At 67.4% G+C, this 18,492-nt stretch carries 19 protein-coding genes; 5 read left to right on the forward strand and 14 right to left on the reverse strand.

What is annotated here, in order from left to right:
• Positions 1-13: 13 nt before the first annotated feature.
• Positions 14-364 (forward strand): hypothetical protein, encoded by a 351-nt coding sequence (locus AC1DSC_RS18430; RefSeq protein WP_062365292.1) that lies wholly within the window; start codon positions 14-16, stop codon positions 362-364.
• A gap of 10 nt (positions 365-374) precedes the next feature.
• Here the strand turns inward: AC1DSC_RS18430 and AC1DSC_RS18435 are convergent, their stop codons facing one another.
• The 4 genes from AC1DSC_RS18435 to AC1DSC_RS18450 form a co-directional block, all read right to left on the reverse strand.
• Positions 375-947: an RNA polymerase sigma factor gene (locus tag AC1DSC_RS18435; protein WP_062365291.1), complete on the reverse strand. Its 573-nt coding sequence runs from the start codon at positions 945-947 to the stop codon at positions 375-377.
• Positions 944-1,159: a YgaP family membrane protein gene (locus AC1DSC_RS18440; RefSeq protein WP_018906958.1), complete on the reverse strand. Its 216-nt coding sequence runs from the start codon at positions 1,157-1,159 to the stop codon at positions 944-946. The genes AC1DSC_RS18435 and AC1DSC_RS18440 overlap by 4 nt, the downstream gene beginning before the upstream one ends.
• A gap of 766 nt (positions 1,160-1,925) precedes the next feature.
• Complete coding sequence (locus AC1DSC_RS18445) at positions 1,926-2,804, reverse strand: hypothetical protein (protein WP_062365290.1); 879 nt, start codon at positions 2,802-2,804, stop codon at positions 1,926-1,928.
• On the reverse strand, positions 2,792-3,874 hold the full coding sequence (locus AC1DSC_RS18450) for a type IV toxin-antitoxin system AbiEi family antitoxin (RefSeq protein ID WP_062365289.1): 1,083 nt from the start codon (positions 3,872-3,874) through the stop codon (positions 2,792-2,794). The genes AC1DSC_RS18445 and AC1DSC_RS18450 overlap by 13 nt, the downstream gene beginning before the upstream one ends.
• 428 nt (positions 3,875-4,302) lie before the next feature.
• Here AC1DSC_RS18450 and AC1DSC_RS18455 point away from each other — a divergent pair, with 428 nt between their 5' ends.
• Both AC1DSC_RS18455 and AC1DSC_RS18460 read left to right on the forward strand, forming a co-directional pair.
• Entirely contained in the window at positions 4,303-4,677 is a 375-nt protein-coding gene (locus tag AC1DSC_RS18455; RefSeq protein ID WP_018906954.1) for a TonB-dependent receptor domain-containing protein, read from the forward strand.
• Positions 4,678-4,751: 74 nt separating this feature from the next.
• Complete coding sequence (locus AC1DSC_RS18460; protein ID WP_062365288.1) at positions 4,752-6,524, forward strand: RecQ family ATP-dependent DNA helicase; 1,773 nt, start codon at positions 4,752-4,754, stop codon at positions 6,522-6,524.
• A 69-nt stretch (positions 6,525-6,593) separates the two neighbouring features.
• On the opposite strand, the gene AC1DSC_RS18465 is transcribed toward AC1DSC_RS18460, so the two are convergent.
• Positions 6,594-7,034 carry a DUF2231 domain-containing protein gene (locus AC1DSC_RS18465; RefSeq protein ID WP_478131844.1) on the reverse strand — a complete coding sequence of 147 codons (441 nt, stop codon included), beginning with the start codon at positions 7,032-7,034 and terminating at the stop codon, positions 6,594-6,596.
• 196 nt (positions 7,035-7,230) lie between these two features.
• On the opposite strand from AC1DSC_RS18465, the gene AC1DSC_RS18470 reads away from it, so the two are divergent.
• Together AC1DSC_RS18470 and AC1DSC_RS18475 are read left to right on the forward strand one after the other, a co-directional pair.
• The gene (locus AC1DSC_RS18470) at positions 7,231-7,677 is read left to right on the forward strand and encodes a low affinity iron permease family protein (RefSeq protein ID WP_062365423.1); all 447 of its coding nucleotides are present in this window, start codon (positions 7,231-7,233) and stop codon (positions 7,675-7,677) included.
• Entirely contained in the window at positions 7,674-8,093 is a 420-nt protein-coding gene (locus tag AC1DSC_RS18475; protein ID WP_015866315.1) for a DUF6766 family protein, read from the forward strand. The genes AC1DSC_RS18470 and AC1DSC_RS18475 overlap by 4 nt, the downstream gene beginning before the upstream one ends.
• 38 nt (positions 8,094-8,131) lie before the next feature.
• Here the strand turns inward: AC1DSC_RS18475 and AC1DSC_RS18480 are convergent, their stop codons facing one another.
• The 9 genes from AC1DSC_RS18480 to pncB all read right to left on the reverse strand — a co-directional run bounded on the left by AC1DSC_RS18480 (position 8,132) and on the right by pncB (position 18,479).
• Positions 8,132-8,566 (reverse strand): universal stress protein, encoded by a 435-nt coding sequence (locus AC1DSC_RS18480; protein WP_369664631.1) that lies wholly within the window; start codon positions 8,564-8,566, stop codon positions 8,132-8,134.
• A gap of 13 nt (positions 8,567-8,579) precedes the next feature.
• Positions 8,580-9,275: a TerC family protein gene (locus tag AC1DSC_RS18485; RefSeq protein ID WP_015866313.1), complete on the reverse strand. Its 696-nt coding sequence runs from the start codon at positions 9,273-9,275 to the stop codon at positions 8,580-8,582.
• Between the two features lie 152 nt (positions 9,276-9,427).
• Positions 9,428-10,819 carry a sensor histidine kinase gene (locus AC1DSC_RS18490; protein WP_062365286.1) on the reverse strand — a complete coding sequence of 464 codons (1,392 nt, stop codon included), beginning with the start codon at positions 10,817-10,819 and terminating at the stop codon, positions 9,428-9,430.
• A complete protein-coding gene (locus AC1DSC_RS18495; RefSeq protein ID WP_015866311.1) occupies positions 10,806-11,480 on the reverse strand; it encodes a response regulator in 675 nt (224 codons plus the stop codon). The genes AC1DSC_RS18490 and AC1DSC_RS18495 overlap by 14 nt, the downstream gene beginning before the upstream one ends.
• Before the next feature lie 65 nt (positions 11,481-11,545).
• Positions 11,546-13,375, reverse strand: coding sequence for a tannase/feruloyl esterase family alpha/beta hydrolase (locus tag AC1DSC_RS18500; protein ID WP_062365285.1), 1,830 nt, complete (start codon positions 13,373-13,375; stop codon positions 11,546-11,548).
• Between the two features lie 222 nt (positions 13,376-13,597).
• A complete protein-coding gene (locus tag AC1DSC_RS18505) occupies positions 13,598-14,503 on the reverse strand; it encodes an ADP-ribosylglycohydrolase family protein (RefSeq protein ID WP_015866309.1) in 906 nt (301 codons plus the stop codon).
• A complete protein-coding gene (locus AC1DSC_RS18510; protein WP_478131845.1) occupies positions 14,500-15,576 on the reverse strand; it encodes an NUDIX domain-containing protein in 1,077 nt (358 codons plus the stop codon). Before AC1DSC_RS18510 ends, AC1DSC_RS18505 begins: the two co-directional genes overlap by 4 nt.
• Before the next feature lie 10 nt (positions 15,577-15,586).
• The gene (locus AC1DSC_RS18515; protein WP_062365282.1) at positions 15,587-17,287 is read right to left on the reverse strand and encodes an NAD+ synthase; all 1,701 of its coding nucleotides are present in this window, start codon (positions 17,285-17,287) and stop codon (positions 15,587-15,589) included.
• A 4-nt stretch (positions 17,288-17,291) separates the two neighbouring features.
• A complete protein-coding gene (pncB, locus tag AC1DSC_RS18520; RefSeq protein WP_062365281.1) occupies positions 17,292-18,479 on the reverse strand; it encodes a nicotinate phosphoribosyltransferase in 1,188 nt (395 codons plus the stop codon).
• Between the last annotated feature and the right edge of the window lie 13 nt (positions 18,480-18,492).

Genomic DNA, 18,492 nt, shown 5'->3' on the forward strand with positions numbered 1-18,492 from the left:
ACAAAATCGGGGTATGAAGGAGATCGACAACCTGTTCGGCAAGGAGCCTCGCGCGCTGGAAGATTGGCGCGGCAGCGTGGCAGATGCCATGGCAAGGCGCGACGTGCAGGTCGACCAGGCCATCGACACGCTTCGCCGTGCAGCCGGCGGTGCCGCCGCCAGCGTCGCCGCCTTGATGCACGCCGTGAGCCCGGAGGCTTCGCACCGGCCGGCGAGCCCGGCCGCCGCCAGGACGGAGGACCCCGCCGGATTCACGACTCTTGCCGAGCAGCTGCACGGCATTGCGCTCCAGCTGCGCGAGCTCGAATCTTCGGTGCGCAGCCTGCTGACGCGCACGCGCAAGGACCCGGCGTTGGACGAGTGAAAAAAGAGGGCTACCCGATGTCCGCCCGCGGACCCGGCCTCGATTCGCCATCCCGCTCCCAGTAACCGCCGTTCATCAGGTTCTCGCGCACCATCGCGCGGGCGCGATGCAGCCGGCTCTTCACGGCCTGCACGCTCAGGCCCAGGCTTGCCGCGACTTCGGGGGCGGTCAGTTCCTCCACATCGCGCAGGATCAGCGCGACGCGATAGGCCTCCGGCAGCGCGGCAATCGCTTTCGCAAGGTCGAGGCGCAGGTCCGTGGGAATCGGTGGCGCGGCCAGTTCCTCTGCCAACGGCGCTGGAAGGGGCGCCTTGGCGGCACCGCGCTTGAAGATCCGGTAGCACTCGCGCTCGACGATGCGGAACAGCCAGCTGGCAAAGGCCGCCACGGTGCCGAGCGTGCCGATCTTGCGGTGCAGCTGCCACAGCGCCACCTGCACCGCATCCTCGGCGTCCTCGCTGTTCGAGCAGGTGCGGCGCGCGAATCGCCGGAGGTCGGGTTGGCAGGCGCGCAGCAATTGCGACAGCGCCCGCTCGTCCCCGGCGCAGGCGGCTTCGATCAGCGCGGCGGACGCGCCGATCATCGGGCCGGGTCCGCGGCCTTCCGGCCGAGCATTGCGCAGGCGGGACAGAACCCGACGATGGCCGTGGCCGCGAGCATTCCCGCGGTGCCGAACCCCAGCATGCGAAGCGTCCCGGCGGGCAGGAAGTAGAAAGCGCCGAGGGCGGCGATGACGCCGAGACACAGCCGAACTGCGCGCTCCCATGACGGGAGGTTGCGCTTGAGATGAAACATGGTGCGGGCTCCGGTGATTGTTGACCCTTGCATGGAGGCCACTCCAGGGCCAAAAGGATTCGGCGCCGAAAAGAATTCCGCAGGACTTTTTCTATGGCCCGGCCGTGTCCCCCGCCTGGTCCTTGCCGCCGAGGGCGCCGCGCGTCTCCAGCATGCGCCGCGTCTTCTCCAGTTCGCTCTGCAGCTGCTCGGCGTTCCAGCAGGTGCGTTAGTTCGCGGCCATGATCTTGCCGGAGAACGTAGGCGGACCAGGCAGCGTGCACATCGCGCAAGGTCTTCCAACGGTCGCGGTCCGGGAGCGCCGGCAGAATCGGCGCCGGCGAGCGACGGCCCATCAGACGCCAGCGCAGCATGTCCCGGCGGCAGTGCCGGAGATTCGCCAGACGGTGCCTGGCGAATCGGCCAGGTCAGGGAGGACGAGCGCGTCTGGCGCGGGTTGCGCTCGATCAGCTGCTCGCTGTAGCCCCGCCCGCTGGCGGCGAGTGCATCGACTTCGGATACCGACGACATCACGGCCAACTTACTAGCCATAGCGAATGTCGGCACGCCTGCCCCAAACCGCGGCAATGTCATGCCTTGGTCCACGTGCATTGCATCTGGGTCGGCCAGGTGCTGATCGATCCGGTACTCGGAAAGAACCTCATCGAGGGCTTCATCGGGCAATTCCACCTCCGCCGCCACGAGCCCGCTCAGAACGAAATGTTGCCAACCTGGTAGCGTCTCGCCCCAGGCAGACAGTGCATCGAAGATGCTGAACGTTGGTGAGTCATGGGGCCGCCTCCCTCAACCCGAGTGCGCGCAGCCAGGCGTCGACCTGACCGAAAGCATCCTGCTGCCACTGCTCCGGACTGCGATCTCCGAGGACATCCGTTTCTTCGACGAAGCGACGTACACATGTCGGCCCAAAGCCCTCGACGGTGTCGAACTTACCCGCAATGAAGCCGTACCCCTCCGCGCCGCTGGCATGACCGAGCAACGGGCGGCACTCCTCGGCGAGCGCCTCTGGGCCTCCCGGGTAGTTGCGGACGCAGTAATAGATGTCGTAGGCGTCCTTCTGTTTGTAGCGTCCTTCGATTGCATGACCCTTCATTGCCAGAAGCGCTGGGATCGAGCAGACGGCGATCTCGACGCGGTTCGTCCCGCCAGCCGGCATCGAACCGGTGATCGCCACCAACCGATAGAAGTGAAGGGCCAGATCGGCACCGTCCGCTCTTTGCACTGCAAAGTCGCTGATCAGAGGCGGCACGTTCTTGACGATCTCGGCGTTACGGGGCATCAGGAAGTCGACAATGACGTCAATCGGAGTACCGCCGTCCTGGGTAGGAACTTCGCGAACGAGCTGAAAGCGTCGGAGTTCGCGGCGCTGCTCATAGCCGTGGCCCTGTAACGCCTCAATGAGCATGGCATATTCGCCGTCGCCTAGTGCGCCTGCGTCCAGGCCGAGATCCACATCCAGCGTGCCGACGTGCGGCATGTCTTGGTTATCGAGCAGCAACCACGGTACAGCGCCGCCGACGATGGCGAACTTGCCCTTGAAGCTCCCAAGGATCTGACCAATCTCGACAAGCACCGTTTTGACGGCCGCTGTCGTGCGGTCGTCGTAGTCGGCGGCGGACTGTGGCTCGCCCTGCGTCATTTCGGCCATGTCAGCCATTCTTTTCGTAGATGCTCGGCTGCTTCCCGCCCTCGCTCCCCGGCCGCAGCGAGATCGAGGTACGTCTGGACCGGGCTGGTGCAGATGACGCCAGGTGCTGGCTCCACTGTATCGCGGAAGACACCGAGGTCCTTGAGCACAGTCACAGTCACGTTCTCGCCTTTCGAAGTCGACGACAGCTTCAGGCCCGCGAGCAAATGTTCAAGGCCCGCATCGTCCGCGTAGAAATACTGCATTCCCGTGCGGCCATATGGGGCGAGCCACTGCGCTGCAGAGAAAGACGCCAATATCGCCCGACCGGCTTCGCGATCCGCATGCAAAACCCGCCGCGCAGCCGCCTCCAACGGACCACCGTGCAAGGTCGTGTAGAAGTTCATTCGCGGGCCAGCCGGTGGTTCGTAGGCGTCGCGCCACTCGTCCAAAAGCGCGTCGGGCTCAGACAAGTGCATGCCTTCGTCGGATATTTGCGCCCACTCACGATCGAGCAGGCCGGTGCGCACATTGCTCACATGGCCCAAGCTGACATCGGCGACCTGAGCGAGCTCCGTGACGCGCCACGCTCGGTTGGGATCACGAAGCATTGCGCGCAGCACCTGTGCTGACTTCGGCTTGAACAGCGATTTGAGCTCCCGCCGCTCGGCAACTGGCTTGCTGGCAACTTGGCGCTCGATGAAGATGCCGTCAAAGACTAAGCGGGCATTGCCCTCGAAATCGAGAAACCCGACTTCCTGCTCGCGACAGAGTGCTTGGGCTTCCGGGGTCAGATACGGTGCGATAAAAACCGGCGTGGCGTCTGGTGCCTGATGAGCGATGTAATGGCGCAACTGAAGCAATGCCATTCGAACATGGCGCGGCTGCCCACTCGACTTCACTTCGCAAACCAGGACACGCCGCGCGCCCGACACGTCGATGTGCGCCACGATATTGATCCCGAAGTGGGGATCCCGGGTCCCGTGCTCAATGTCCAGCAGTTGGATCGCTGACACCTGTTCGAGCAGCGTTCGGAGGGCGTCCGCAGCTTGGCAAGCTACCTCTTTCATCGACTCGATCGCTTTCAACATTCGCTGAAAGTAGCCTTTTTGGTGAAAATGTCAAGAAATTTCATCGGCAAAGCTAATTTCAGCAAGCGCTGAAACACCCTATTGGTGAAAATTGCTTGTTCGAGGTTCGGACCTGCGTCCAAAGTGAGCGTGGCCTTTCGAGATGCCCCAGGGCTCATGGCGTCGTTAGTACGATCAGTGCTGAAGCAATCCGCTGTGGCAGGACCCGATTTCTGGCGCTCTCCATACCAGATGCGGACCTCGCCTGAATACCAACACGCACCCAGGCGTGTCCTCTCAAGCCATCCTTGACTCTCTTTGAATCGCCCCGGATTGTGGGGCTCAAAGCTCTCGGGAGAGGATTGAGCCATGAAGAAGTCGAAGAAGTTCTCACCCGAGGTGCGTGAGCGCGCGGTGACGCTAGTGCAGGAGCACCGTGGGAAAACCCATTGCGATCGGCCGCGATCATCACCAAGGCGACCACGAGTGCGCTGGAAGGCAGGAAGGCGATCGGCGTGCCGGACTGGCAGTTGAACCTGGGCGCGGAATGGGACATGCTGTTCCTTCCGGGCCTGACGCTCACGGGCCGCATGATCCACACGGGCAAGACCGCCGTCGATCCTGCCAACACCCTGCACATCCCCGGCTGGAATCGTTTCAATGCCGGCGCGCGCTATGCGACGCGGCTCGGCGGCAAGCCCGTCACCTTCCGCATGAACGTGGAGAACCTGTTCGACAAGGACTACTGGGGCACGTCGGCCGCGGGCTACCTGTTCGTCGGTTCGCCGCGCACGCTGAGCCTCTCGGCCAGCATCGACTTCTAAGACCCGGCCGACGCGGCGCATGGATGTGCGCCCACAGGGCGGCGTTCGCCCGGCGGGCAGATTGGCGCTCACGCATGCCAGAGCACCACCAGAAGCCACCGCCGAAGAAAGCGAAGCCGACGACGCGGGCCGCCGTCCGCAAGCAACGCACCCGCGCCGCCTCTGAAGCACCCGTTGACCGCGTGCTGCACGAGGTGTTCGGCCATCGGCGGCTGCGGCCCGGGCAGCGCCGCGTGATCGATCGCGTGGTCGGCGGCGAATCGACGCTCGCCGTCATGCCCACGGGCGCCGGAAAATCGCTGTGCTACCAGGTGCCCGCGGTGCTCGCGCCGGGGCAGACGGTGGTGGTCTCGCCGCTGATCGCGCTCATGAAGGACCAGTGCGAGAAGCTGAACGCGACGGGCGTGAGCGCCGTGCAGCTCAACAGCCAGTGCACCGCACAGGAGATCGACGACGCACAGGCCGCCATTGCCGACGGTTCGGCGCGCGTGATCTTCAGCACGCCGGAGCGCCTGGCCGACGCCGATTTCCTCGCGCTGCTCCAGCGGCACCCGACCTCCTTGCTCGTGGTCGACGAGGCGCATTGCATCTCGCAGTGGGGGCACGACTTCCGGCCCGCCTACCTCGAGCTGGGCGCGGCGGTGCGCGCGCTGAACCATCCGGTGGTGCTGGCGCTCACGGCCACGGCAAACGGCGAAGTGGCCGGGGAGATCATGGAGAAGCTCGGCATTCCGCGCGCCGGCCTCGTCGACACCGGCGCGTACCGGCCCAACCTGCACTACGCGGTCGAGCCGGCGATGCGCGAGGAAGACAAGCTGCGGCGCGCGCTCGCGCTGGTGGCGGGCCTCAAGGGCAGCGGCATCGTCTACACCGCCACGGTGAAGGCGGCCGAGGCGTTCTTCGCCGAACTGGCGGCCGCCGGCGAGTCCGCGGGCCTGTACCACGGCCGGCGGCGCGCCGGCGAACGGCGCGCCGCACAGGACGCGTTCATGGCGGGCAAGCTGCGCGTGATGGTGGCCACCAATGCCTTCGGCATGGGGGTCGACAAACCGGACATCCGCTTCGTGCTGCACTACCAGATGCCCTCCAGCCTCGATGCCTACTACCAGGAGTCGGGCCGCGCCGGCCGCGACGGCGAGCGCGCCGACTGCATTCTTCTGTACCTGCGGCGCGACCGCGCCGTGCAGCAGTTCTTCCTGGCCGGCTGGCTGCCCGAGTTGGCCGAACTGCGTGCGCTGCAGCAGCAGCTGCTGCCGATGCCGAACGCAGCCGCGGCACCGGGCTGGAGCGAGGCGCAGCTCCAGCAGCGCGCGCGCCTGCCGCGCGGCAAGCTTCGCGTGCTGCTGAGCCTGCTGCGGCAGCAAGACCGGGTGGCGCGCGACCGCGAGGGACGGCTGCACTGGCGCGGGAAGCCGCCCCTCGAAGACGCCGAACTCGATGCGCTTCTGGACGAACACCGCGAGAAGCGCGAGCAGGACCGCGAGGCGCTGGAACGCATGACCTTCTATGCGACGACCGGCCTGTGCCGCTGGCAGGTGCTTCTGTCGGGCCTTGGAAGCGATGCGCTCGCGCAGCGCTGCGGCGCCTGCGACAACTGCGTGCGGCTGGCCCGCCACGAGCGCGAGCGCCGCGCGGCTGCGCGAGACGCGGCAGCAAAGGAAGAAGCAGACCCGCCGCAGCACGCCGCCGCTTTTGCCCGGGGAGCGTCGGTGCGCGTGCCGCGCTATGGGGTCGGATGCGTCACGGCCGCCGATGCGGTCTCCGTGACGATCGAATTTCCCGACGGCAGCCAGCGCTGCTTCCGGCCCGAGTTCGTGCGCCCGGTGCCCGCGCTTCGCCGGGCCTGAGGCCGGCGCGCAGCGCGAAAGCCTACTTGCCCGCGATCACGTGCCGCTTGTGCAGCGAGCTCGAAGCGTTCATGCCGGCGTCTTCGTCGACACCGATGCCAGCCGGTCCACCAGCTCTCCGCCGAGCCAGGCCGTGACCATGGCAAGGGCCGCGCCTGCGAAGGACCAGGCCATCTGGCCCAGTTGCGGCGCATAGTCGCGGTCGCGCAGCAGAAAGCTCGCAACGAACAGCAGCAGGACGAGCACGTTGCCCCCGCCGTGCATGGCGCCGATGCGCTTGGCCCTGGTGCCCGAAGGAATGGCCAGCCAGTCGAGGGTTCCGAAAGGCGCGGCGAGCACGCCGCCCACCAGGCCGGCCGCGATCAGCCAGTATGAAACGGCGGCCATGACCTGGCTGTGTCCCGCCAGGTAGATGATGTCGAACACCACCGCAGTGGCGAGCAGCCCGAGCGGAAACACCACCAGCATCTGGTGCACCGAGTGGCCAAGGAAACGGACTCTTGCATGCATGGGATCACCTCCATTGCCTGAACCCCGCCATCTGAGCGGCAGCCGCAACCGGTCCCGCGCAAGCAAGTGCCGCCAGTGCGGGTCGGTACTTTCCTACTCGCCGGCTGCCGTCTCACAAGCGCAAGGGAAAAATTCAAACTCTCTTTATCGGCGCTGGATGACGCTCTGCAGTTGGCAACGCATCAGGCTGCGCGACATGGACAAGTTCTTCGCATCCTTCGCCAATGCCACGGCGCGCGCGGCCGGCAGTCCGATTGCATTCCTGATCTGTGTCGCGCTGGTCGTTGCCTGGGCGGCGGCGGGGCCCTTCTTCCATTTTTCCGAGAACTGGCAGCTGACCATCAACACCGGCACCACCATCGTCACCTTCCTGATGGTGTTCCTGATCCAGAACACGCAGAACCGCGACGGGGCGGCACTTCAGACCAAGCTCGACGAGCTGATCCGGTCATCGAACGCCGGCGACGAGTTCATGGGCATCGAGAAGCTCACTGACAAGGAGCTGGCCGAGCTGCACGAGAAATGCGAAGCGGCCGCCAAGAGAAGCCATGCCGCGCTCGACCGCACCCGCAGCGAGCGCGCACGGCGCGGCCACGGGGGCGCCCCCCAGGAAGGCGCTCAACCAACAGAAAGCAAAGCATGAAGAAATCCATCTGGAAACTGTATGGCTATGGCTGGGTCACGCTCGGCTTCTTCCTGGTGTCGCTGGTGGGCCACTGGGTCTTCGGCTGGTTCGCCTATGTGGACGAGCAGAAGCACTTCGGCGTGCCGCCGGAGGTGTCGGGCTACCTGATCCAGATGTCGAGGGACACGCTGGAGAACTGGCAGTCGGAGTTCCTGCAGCTGCTGTGGCAGATCGGCGGCCTGGCCTTCCTGCTCTATGTCGGCTCGCCGCAGTCCAAGGAAGGCGACGACCGCATGGAAGCCAAGATCGATGCGATCCTGGCGGCGGTCGACCCGAAGAACGCCGATGTCCTGATCGACGAGATCGACCGCGAATACGCCGGCCGGCACACCGACCTGCGCTGGACCAGGATGGCGAAGAAAGACGCATCCTGACGTGACGGCGGCGCGCGCGGCGCCGCCGCCGCCATGCGTCAGGAGCCGATGACCTGCAGGTCGCCGCTCGCGCCGAGCAGCTGGCGCACCTGCTGCGCGAGCGAGCCGAAGATGCGCCCCGCAAGGCTGGGCTCGTCGCGCCCGAAGACGATGCGGTCGCAGCCGAAGTCGCGGGCCGCCGCAACGATGGTCTCGGCGCTGCGGCCGATCGCCACGGTGCTGCTGCAGGACACGCCCGACATCGCGAGCAGGTTCTGCGCGAACTGCAGTTCCTCGGCGCCCGCGCTCTGCTGCAGCTCGCGCAGCTCCTGCGGGTCGAAGAACATCGCGACGTGGCCGGAGACCACGGGTTGCACCCGCAAGAGCCGCACAGCCGCCGGCTCCTGCCGGCAGATGCGCACGACCTGCTCGATGGCCGCGCGCGTGCGGGCCGGCTCGGTCGGGTCGATGGGGACCAGAATGCGCCGTCTCACGCCGACACCTGCTTCAGGCCGACTGGTTGGCGGGTTCCGGCTGCTGTTGCCGGCTGGTCAGCCACTTGCCGATCGCCACGACGGAGATGGCGCCGATCGCGGGCACGATCGTGTGCAGCGCATGCTGGCTCGCGGCCCAGCCGGCGATCGACGGATCCGACATCGCCATTTCGCCGGCCACCCAGCCCAGCAGGGCGGCACCGAGCGTGATGATGATCGGGAAGCGGTCCATCAGCTTGAGGATCAGCGTGCTGCCGAAGATGATCAGCGGAATGCTGATCACGAGGCCGAACACCAGCAGCGGCACGTTGCCCTTGGCCGCGGCGGCAACGCCGACGACGTTGTCCAGGCTCATGACCAGGTCGGCGACCACGATGGTCTTGATGGCCGCAGCCAGGCTCGAATGGCCTTCCAGGTTCTCTTCGCCGTCATCGCCCTTGAGCAGGCCGATGCCGATCCAGAACAGCAGCGCGGCGCCCACCAGCTTGAGGTAGGGCAGCGTCAGCAGGTAGACCGCAAAGAAGGTCAGCACCACGCGCAGCACGATGGCGCCCATGCTGCCGAACAGGATCGCCTTCTTCTGCTGGGCAGGCGGCAGCGAGCGGGAAGCCATCGCGATGACGACGGCGTTGTCGCCGCTCAGGACGATGTTGATCAGGATGATCTGCGACAGGGCAATCCAGAAATCCGGACTGGTCAAAAACGACATGGGGGGTGTCTCCTCGAAGTGGACGCGGAACCACGGCGGTTCCGACGTGTTCGAGGCTACGGGCCGGCGCTGTCACCTTTCTGCCGGCTGGCTGTCAGCCACATGTCCCCCAGCTGTCAGCCAGCTTACAGGGCCGGCCTGGGCGGCACTGTTCAGGCTTGGCGCAGCGGGAAGAAGACGCTGAAGGTGTTGCCCACGCCGTCGATGTCTTCTTCCAGCGTGATGCGCGCGCCGTGCAGCGTGGCGATCTCGCTGACGATCGCCAGGCCCAGGCCGCTGCCGTCCTCCTGCGTGCCGAGCAGGCGGTGGAAGCGCTCGAAGATGCGCGCGCGCTCCTCCACCGGCACGCTGGGACCGTCATCGCTGATGGCCAGGCGGCACTGGTCGCTGTCGCTCTGGCCCACCTGCACGGTCACGCGGCCGCCCGCCTGGCTGTAGCGCACCGCGTTGTCGATCAGGTTGTTGATGAGCTCGCGCAGCCGGTCGCGGTCGGCGTTGATCACCAGCGGATGCTCGGCGCCTTCGAAACCCAGGTCGATGTCGCGCTTGAGCGCCTGCGGCACCCAGTCCATGCTGACCTCCAGCGCGTAGGCGTTCAGGTCCAGCGGCTGCAGCTGCATGGCGTCGAGCGCGCCGGGCTCGTTGCGCGCGAGCGAAAGCAGCTGGCGCACCAGCCGCGAGAGCCGGTCGGCGCTGATGTAGAGCTGCGCAAGCGAATGGCGCACGCGCTCGGGGTCGCTCTCGCGCAGCGCCAGTTCGATCTGCGCCTTCAGGCCGCTCACGGGCGTCTTCAGCTGGTGCGCGGCGTCGGCCACGAAGCGGTTCTGGAAATCGAAGGTGCGGCCGAGCCGCGCCATCAGCTCGTTGACCTCGTCCACCAGCGGCCGCACCTCGCCCGGCACGTCGTGGATGTCGATCGGGCTCAGGTCCAGGTGCGAGCGGTCCGACACCGCGCGGCGCAGCCGCTGCAGCGGCTCGAGCCCGCGCGAGATGCCGAACCAGACCACCGCCGTGGCCATCACGATCAGCAGCAGCTGCGGCACCACCACGTTGGCCAGCATCTCCCACGCAAGATGGGTGCGCTTGTGCAGCGTTTCGGCCACCTGCACCTGCACCATCGGCGCCTCGGGGTTGCCGCCGATGGGCATCGAGGCCACCAGCATCCGCACCGGCTCGCCCCGCACCGTGTCGCGGTAGAAGCGCGGCCTGGCGGGGTCGCCGGGGCGCGGCGGCGGCATTTCTTCATCGCCGCCCAGCGCCTTGCCGTCCTCGCTGGCCACGCGGTAGAAGAGCAGGTCGTCCTGGTCGAGCAGCAGGATGTTGCCCGCGGCCTCGGACAGGTCGAGCCGCGGCTGCAGGCCGTCGAGCTTCACGTGCAGCACGATCTCGCGCCCGATCTCGTACAGCGCGCGGTCGTAGGCGAGGTTGGAAAAACGCAGCGAGTTCCAGTAGGCGGCGCCGGTGTCCAGCACCAGCAGCACGGCCAGCGGACCGAGCAGCCAGGCCAGCAGCTTGCGCTGCAGCCTGGGCTCAGGTTTGCGCATCGCCGCGGTCCATCAGGTAGCCCATGCCGCGCACGGTGCGGATCTCGCATCCGAGCGGCTCGAGCTTCTTGCGCAGCCGGTAGACGTTGACCTCGATCGCGTTGTCGCCGACCTCGTCGCCCCATCCGTAGAGATGGTTGACCATCTGCTCCTTGCCCACTACGCGACCCTCGCGCATCATCAGCAGCTCCAGCACGGCGAGCTCGCGCGGCGACAGGTCCAGCGGCTTCTTGTCGTAGAACACGCGCCGGCCCACCGTGTCGAAGCGCAGCAGGCCGTGCTCGAGGTACGGCGTGGAATTGGTGCTTCGGCGCAGCAGCGCGCGCACGCGTGCTTCCAGCTCCGGCAGGTCGAAGGGCTTGGCCAGGTAGTCGTCGGCGCCCAGGTCGAGCCCGCGCACGCGGTCCTGCAGGGTGTCGAAGGCGGTCAGCATCAGCACCGGCATGGTGGACTTGCGGGCGCGCAGCCGCCGCAGCACGTCCAGCCCGCTGAGCTTGGGCAGGCCGATGTCGAGGATCGCCAGGTCGTAGATGCCGAGCGCGAGCGCATGGTCGGCCTCTTCGCCGGTGGAGACGATGTCCACCGCGTGGGCGGACTGCACCAGCGCGCGCGAGAGCGCGTCGGCCAGCACCTTGTCGTCTTCCACCAGCAGTATCCGCATTGATTCTCGCCCCGGCCGTATGCAGCCGAATATGCTAACCGCAATGCCCGGGGAGACGGGGCAACTCAGGAGCAGCTGTAGCTCGCGGCCAGGTTGGGGTCGCCCGAGGTGTGGTTCGCCTTGAGCGGATAGAGGCACAGCGGGCGCGACTTCACGGCCGGAAAGCTGGCGCTGGCCACCGTCGCCACTTCCACGCGCGCCGGCGGCTCGATGCCCTTTTCCACCCAGGCGGTCAGCAGTTCGTAGAGCTGCGCGTTGGTCGGCAGCGGAGGATTCGCATTGGCATTCGACGTGCCGTTGCTGAAGCCGTGGCCCATGCCGGGAACGAGGTAGAGCCGGTAGAAGCCCTGCGTGGCCGCCACGCCGCCCATCTGCGCGGCGACGCGGCTGTAGTAGTTGATCGTGCCTTGCGGCGGGATCAAGGTGTCGGCCAGGCCGTGATAGGAGATCAGCTTGCCCTTGCGGTCGCGGAACGCGCTCAGGTCGGCGCTGTCGGTGTTGATGTTGGCGAACGCGCCTTGCAGCGCCACGCCGCGGTCCCAGGCGTTGGCGAGCTGCGCGTACGTGAGCGATTTCCAGCGGTCGGCGCCATTGCCGGTGGCGTTGAGGAAGCTGGGCGTCGCGATCGTCGGATCCTGCAGTTCGAGCGCGACCATGTCGCTGGATATGGGGAATGGCGTGGCGCCGGCCAGGCCCATGAGGCTGGCGCCGCGCGCCAGTCCGTACCACTTCTGCGCAGGCGCAGTGGCGGCCGCGAAGCCGTTGTCGGCCGCGGGGCTGGGCACCGAGCCGTCGGCCGTCTGGCCGTACCAGAACTTGTTGAACGCGAGCGCCTGGGCCGGGCTCACGCAGCCTGCGGTGGCGTTGCTGCCGCCATCGGCGGTGCAGATCACGGCCGCGTCGATGGTCGGGTCGTAGCGGCAGGCGGCAGGGTCCGGCACATAGCCCAGGTGAACGCCGCCGACCATGTCGCAGGCGTTGATCGCGGCATTCGAGACCGTGGTGTGCTGGTCCGCCGTGATCGCCACGCCGCCCAGGTCGCGCTGGACCACGATCTGCGGATAGAGCTCGGTCGTGATGAACCGGGTCCAGTTGTTGGCGGGCGCGCCGGCCAGGATGCCGTCGAAGTCGGCGGGGTTGGCCTGGGCCTCCTTGAGCCCCTGCCGCCCTCCTGTCGAGAAGCCGTTCCAGTAGGCGTACTTCGCGTCTTCGCCGTAGTAGGCCTTGGCCAGCGCCTTGGTCTTGACGGCCATCTCGTGGATGCCGCGCTCCGAGAAGTCCTTCCACAAAATCGTGTTGACGGTGCCGTCGGGGTTCATCGCGAAGGAGCCGTTGCTGATGGCATGGCCGGTGTCTGTGGTGGCGGAAACGGCACCCTCCACGCCCGCGGTGTCGCTGGCCGAACCGGCGCTGCCGGAGACCGGCGTGATGCCGGTGAGGATTCCATGGGTGCCGCCGGCCCAGCCGCCGCCGCCCTTCACATGGATGCGCCTGTTCCAGTTGGCCGCCGTGGGCAGCCAGATCTCGATGCCGATGCCTGGCGAGGTGGAGGGCGCGCCGGCCACGCCCGGGTTGCCCGGGCCGACATTGAGCTTGACGAAGCACAGGTCGTTCTGCGCGATGGGCGTGCTCGGCGATGCGGCGCCCGTCAGCAGCAGCGCCTCCCCTTTCTTGAAGGCCTTGACCAGCAGCACCGTGGTCGACGCATCGGGCGCGAAGCGGGTCTTCATGCTGTCGTCGCAGGCCAGCTTCTGCGCTGGCGGTGCGCCGGTGTCCGGCGGAACGCCCACGATGGGAAAGCCGCGAGGGCCACCGCTGCCTCCGCAGGCCGTGACGAGTGCTGCAATGCAGCAGAAAGTGGCGGCTTTGGAAGCGCCTGATCTTTTGACGGCCATCGTGGTCTCCAGACTGGAAATAAACTGCAGATGAAGATTCATCCGCCCGAGCCCCGGCGCGCCAGGGCTGCACGATGTTGCATCTTCAAAGCGATTTCCACGCTGGGGGAAACCACACGAAGTGAAAAGCGGAGATTCACGCTCGGCCGGGGCCGCCAAATGTCGAGCGATGGGGCGCACTTCAGTGCATGTGGATGCAGACAGTGGCCCTGCGGGGCCGGCTCAGGACGGCCCGGCGCCTTCCAGCAGTTGATCGGCGAGGCCTTCGATGTCGCCGCGCAGGGCCAATCGCTCGAGCCAGGCTGGCGGAATGGAAGACGCGCCGTAGTGCGCACCGGCCAGCTGCCCGCAGATCGCGGCCGTGGTGTCGGCATCGTCTCCCAGGTTGGCCGCGGCCAGCACGGCATCCTCGAACGACCCGGTGCCGAAGAAGCACCAAAGGGCCGCCTCGAGCGAATCGACACAGTATCCCGATCCCTTGATGGCCTCGCGCGGCTTGCCGACGTAGCCACCCGACGCGATGGCTGCGACCTTGTCGGACAGGGGTTCGGGGACTGCGGTTGCAAGAATGTGCTCCTTGCTTGCGCCCATCAACGCTGCCCGCAGTTGCAGCGCAAAGAGCTGCGAGCAATCGATGGCTTCGCGCGCGCCATGCGTGGTTCGCGTGCTTTCGCCGGCAAACCGGAAGGTGTGGTCCGCGCTGGCGCGAAAGTACATCGGGACCGGTGCGAGCCGCATCAGCGCGCCGTTGCCGGCCGTCCTGGGGTCGGGGTCGCCAGCGAACGGATCGCGGGTCACGAGGTAGCGGTCCAGCGCCGTGGCCACCGTGATGCCGATGTCGAAGCACTCGCCGTTGCTGCTCAGGTAGCCGACGCTGCGCCAGTTGCAGTAGCGGTTCATCTGGTCGACGGCATCGAAGCCGCGCCGCCAGACCAGGCTCGTTGCCAGGCACAGCGCCATCGAGGTGTCGTCGGTCCATTCGCCCGGCTCCAGCCTGAATGGGCCGCCGCCAGCCATGCCGGTGACGGGCTCGAAAGTTCCGCGCGGCATGAACTCGACGGTCGTGCCCACCGCATCGCCGCAGGCGAGCCCGAGGAGGCAGCCGCGGTATCGCTCCTGGTCTTTCATGCGGTACCGCCCTGCGCGTTGTCCGCGGTCAACCCGAAGAAGAAATCGAGGATGTGGAAGTGGTCGTCATGGAACTGGTCCTCCATGCCGGCCAGCTGGTCGATGGGCACCCACCGGGCGTCCGCGGCGTCGTCGCCGGCGGTCAGTTCGGGCGGGCGGCGCGGGCCCAGGTCGAACCAGTGCGCGTGGGTGATGACGCGGCCGCGCTGGCTGCGGTCGGGGCGGTCGAACACCTGCACCGCCTTGAAGGCGGCTTCGATGTCGCTGTCCAGAAGGCGCAGGCCGGTTTCCTCTTCCAGCTCGCGCAAGGCCGACTGCCACACGGTCTCGCGCGGCTCGAGAAAACCGCCCGGCACCGCGAACAAACCCTTGCCAGGCGAGCGGCCGCGCCGGATCAGCAGCACCTGGCGCCCGCACTGGACGACCGCATCGACCGTGACGAAGACCGGCGGGTACGGCGAGCCGGCCCACAGCGCCTTCTCGCGGCGCAGGCTCTCCCATTCCTGCGCCAGCACCGCATAAGGCGGCAGGCGGGCCCAGGCGCGCAGGAACTGCAGCGTGCTCTCCGGCGCCTGGCCGGCGAGGGCTGCCAAGGCCGGCTCCAGCGAACCATCGTGGGCCGCCCCGAAATAGGCGTCGCGCAGCGCGCTCGCATGGATGTCGCCGCGGCGCCCGGCGTCGTCGAGCGCCCAGCCGGGAAAGTCGCGCAGGTAGCTGCTGGTCGCATCCTTCAGGTGCCCGACCAGCACGACCGACGGCTGGCCGGGATGCAGCCGGGCCAGGCCCTGCTTCACCGCCGCGACCCATCGCGCGGAGTCGTAGTGGTCGCGCACCGGCAGGAACTTCAGCCGCTGGCGCTCCGCTTCCGGCAGCGCGACGCGGATCATCTCGGCGCGCTCTTGCCAGGTGAAGGGATTGCGCGGCGTGCGCGCCTGGAAGGCCGAGCCGAGCACCACCACGCACTCGGGCGCGGCGGCGAGCGCGCGGTGCAGCAGCGCCAGCTGGGCGTTGTGGAAGATCTGGAAGCGTCCGATGTAGACGGCGACATCGGGCGCCTTGTTCGTGCTTGTCATCTTGTCATCCTCAGTTCCAGCGGGCCGCAATCGGCATCTGGCGGCCCGAGCCGAATGCCCGGGGCCTGACCCGAACGATGGGCGGCGACTGCCGCCGCTTGTACTCGTTGCGCGCGACCATGCCGCGGATGCGCTCGACCAGCGCCTCGCCCCCGGGCGTGGCGCGCAGCCGGTCGACGAAGCTGCGCGCCTGCGCGTACTCCTCCGCCCCGAGCCGCTCGCCTTCGATCAGCAGCTTGAGGACTTCGTCGAGCACGTCATACGGCGGCAGGCTGTCGGCGTCCTTCTGCCCCGGCGCCAGCTCGGCAGAGGGTTCCTTGTCGAGGATGGCCTGCGGGATGAGCTCGCGTCCGGCCTGTGCGTTCAAGTGTCGCGACAACGCGAAGACCTCGGTCTTGTAGAGGTCGCCGATCAGGCCCAGGCCACCGTTGGTGTCGCCATACAGCGTGCAGTAGCCGACCGAGATCTCGGACTTGTTGCCCGTGGTCAGCAGCAGGTGGCCGAAGCTGTTGGAGTAGCCCATGAGGACCGTGCCGCGCACGCGCGCCTGCAGATTTTCCAGCGCCACGCCTTGCAGCCCTTGGCCGAAGGCCGTCTCGAAGCCTTGCTCGAACTGCGAAACGACGCCCGCGATGGCATGCGCCTTGAGCGGCACGCCGAGGTTGCGGCACAGCCTTTCGGAATCGTCCACCGAGCCCGCCGAGGAAAAGCGCGACGGCATGGTGATGGCGACGACGTTCTGCGCGCCCAGCGCCTCGACCGCCAGCGCGAGCGTCAGCGCCGAATCAATGCCGCCGGACGAGCCGACCACCGCCTGCCGGAAGCCGCAGCGCCGCGCATAGTCGCGCAGGCCCAGCACGATCTGCTGGCGGTAGAACTCCAGCGTCGGCAGGCCTTGCGGCGGCACAGGCGGCGGTGCTTCGCCGGCCGGCGTGAGAAAGCGGCCGTCCTCGAAGCGCAGGGTGCGCAGGTCCTCCGCGAAGCGGTGCGCCTCGTACACCACGCCGGCCTGCGGCTCGACGGCGAACGAGGCCCCGTCATACACCAGCTGGTCGTGCCCGCCCACCTGGTTGACGTAGAGGATCGGCAGCCCGTTGCGGCGGCTGGCCGCGCCGAAGATGCGGTGCCGCTGCTCGCGCTTGCCGATGTTCGAGGGACTCGCGTTGATCGACACCACGAGGTCGGGCGCGGCATCGCGCATGCGGTCGAAGGGATTGACGAGGTAGTCCTCGCCCTCGTCGTTCCAGCCGTCCTCGCAGATCAGGAATCCCACGCGCGCGTCGCGGATGCGCAGCACGCGTGCCACGTCGGGGCCCGGCTCGAAGTGCCGGCGCTCGTCGAAGACGTTATAGGTCGGCAGCAGCTGCTTGGCATATTCGAGCCGCACTTCGCCCGCGCAAATGACGCGCAGCACGTTGCGAAGCTTCTTGCCCGCGCCCTCGCGCCGCGCCGGCAGGCCGACCGCCCAGTGCAGCGCCGGCATCTCGCGCGAGGCCGAGAGCAGCTGCCCGAACGCCTCCTCCACGCGGTCCATGAAGCCCTCTTCCTCCAGGAGGTCGGCCGGGTAGTAGGCGGTGAGCGACAGCTCGGAGAAGACCACCAGGTCGGCCTCGTCGGCCGCGGCCCGGCGCGCGGCCTCGATCATCCGCGCGGCGTTGCCGGCCAGGTCGCCGATCATGGGGTTGAGCTGGGCGACAGTGATGCGGAGCATGGCCTCACCCCTCGATCTGGAAGACCTGGCGCAGGTAGGCCAGGAAGGTCTGGTCTTCGCACAGCGTCTTGCCCGGGCTGTCCGACAGCTTGGCCACCGGCTGGCCGTTGCAGGCCGTGAGCTTCATCACGATGTTCAGCGGCGTGAGGCCGACGTCGTTGCTCAGGTGGGTGCCGATGCCGAAGCCGGTCTGCGTGCGGTCGGCGAAGGTGCGGTACAGCCGGATCGCCGTTGGCAGGTCGAGCCCGTCGGAGAACACCAGCCGCTTGGTATGCGCATCGATGCGCAGCCTGGCGTAGTGCGCCAGCGCCTTCTCGCCCCAGGCGACCGGATCGCCCGAGTCGTGGCGAAGGCCGTCGAACAGCTTGGCGAAATACAGGTCGAAATCAGCCAGGAAGGCATCCATGCCGACCACGTCGGTCAGCGCCACGCCCAGGTCGCCGCGGTACTCCTGCACCCAGCCTTCGAGCGCGGCGTTCTGGAAGTCGCGCAGCCGCACGCCGAGCGCCTGGTAGGTCTGCAGGTACTCGTGCGCCATGGTGCCGATGGGCACCAGCTCCAGCTCCTTGGCCAGCAGCACGTTGGAGGTGCCCTTGAAATACATCGGCACCTCGCGCTTGAGCGTGCCGACCATTTCGCGCTGCCAGTCGCGGGAGAAGCGGCGCCGCACGCCGAAGTCGAAGAACTCGAATGGATGCCGCGCCGCCGGCTCTTCCGCAAAACCGCGCAGCAGTTCGATCTTGGCGTGCAGGCGCCGGCGGCCCTCGGCCAGCGCCGCCTCGGCATCGAAGCGGCGGAAGTACAGCTCGTTGACGATCGCGAGCACGAAGATCTCGAACGCCATCGTGTGCACCTGCGGGCCGACCGCACGGACGCGCAGCGCATCGCCTTCGGCCGCGGCGGTGATGAATTCGCGCTGGAAGCTGAAGATGCGCAGGAAGTCGACGAAGTCGCTCTTGATGTAGCGCAGGCCGCGCAGGTAGGCGAGTTCGCCGGGCGCAAAGCGCAGCGTGCACAGGTGGTCGAGTTGCGCGTTGACGTCCGCCAGCAGCTCGGCCAGCGGATAGGCCGGCTGGTTGCGGCACACGAAGCTGTACTCCGCCTGCGTCTGCGGGTGGCTGTGCAGCATGGCCTGCCACATCGTGAACTTGTACAGGTCGGTGTCGAGCAGGCTCTGGATGATCGGTTGCATGGTGTGCTCCTTG

Source organism: Variovorax sp. 01N425 (assembly GCF_056399465.1).